Source organism: Micromonospora sp. NPDC023644, from assembly GCF_040640115.1.
GTDB lineage: Bacteria > Actinomycetota > Actinomycetes > Mycobacteriales > Micromonosporaceae > Micromonospora.
In genome coordinates this window covers 1-1,133 of the sequence record NZ_JBFABA010000123.1, presented here as the reverse complement: position 1 = coordinate 1,133, position 1,133 = coordinate 1, and the positions used below count along the sequence as shown (strand labels likewise).

1 protein-coding gene is annotated in these 1,133 nt (G+C 70.3%); it reads right to left on the bottom strand.

Annotated features, from left to right (window positions below; all coding sequences use genetic code 11):
* Window positions 1-1,073, bottom strand: a 1,073-nt coding sequence (locus AB0G08_RS30165; RefSeq protein ID WP_358094377.1) for an AMP-binding protein, incomplete at its 3' end; no start/stop codon positions are given.
* Window positions 1,074-1,133: the final 60 nt, after the last annotated feature.

Sequence of the window (1,133 nt, the reverse complement as noted above, 5' to 3'; positions counted from 1 at the left end):
CCGGCCAGCTGGGCCTCCAGCTCGGTCGCCGGGGCGACGTACGCCCGGTGTGCGGGCACCGCGTTGTCCCAGAGGGCGGCCCGGTCGACCTTGCCGTTGGCGTTGAGCGGGATCGCCTCCACGGCGACGAACTCGGCCGGGATCATGTACTCGGGCAGGTGCTCCGCGCAGCGCTGCCGGATCCGGTCCGCCAGCTCCGTGGCCGGCGCGGTCGGCCGGTAGAACACCACCAGCCGGTCCGACTCGCCCACCAGGGCGACCGCGTCGCCGACGCCGTCGGCGCCCTCGACGACCGACTCGATCTCGCCGAGTTCGATCCGGTAGCCGCGGATCTTCACCTGATGGTCGACGCGGCCGACGAACTCCACCGCCCCGTCGGCCATCCGCCGCACCAGGTCACCCGTGCGGTACATCCGCGCCCCGGCCCCGGCCTCGTTTCCGGCTGCGGCGAACGGGTCCGGCACGAAGCGCTCCGCCGTCAAGCCCGGCTGGCCCGCGTAGCCACGGGCCACGCCCACACCACCGACGTACAACTCGCCGACCACGCCGACCGGGGACAGGTGCAGGTCCCGGTTCAGCACGTACATCGTCATGCCCGGCAGGGCGCGGCCGATCGGCACCACCGGGCCGGGCTGCTCGGTCTCGATCGGGAAGACGCAGGTGCCCACACTCGCCTCGGTCGGCCCGTACTCGTTCACCAGACCACCCGGGCCCAGCAGCGTCAGCCACCGGTTCGCCAGCGCGGCCGGCAACGCCTCACCAGCGACCACCACTACCGCCGCCAACGACGCCAACGCCTCATCCGACAACTGCCGACCAAGAATCTCCAAATGACCCGGCGTCAACTTCAAGAAACTGAACGGCCCCGCCGACGCCAACACCACACCCAACTCGGCCAGATCCACCTCCTGACCCACCATCACCACCCGCTGACCCGCCACCAACGGCGCCCACAGATTCGGCACCTGCAAGTCGAACGCCACCGACGAGAACACCGCACAACCACCCGCACCACGCGACACCAACTCACCCGCCGCCCACCGCACATGATTCGCCAACCCACGGTGCGTCACCTGCACACCCTTCGGCCGACCCGTCGAACCCGACGTGAAAATCACATACGCCAACTCGTC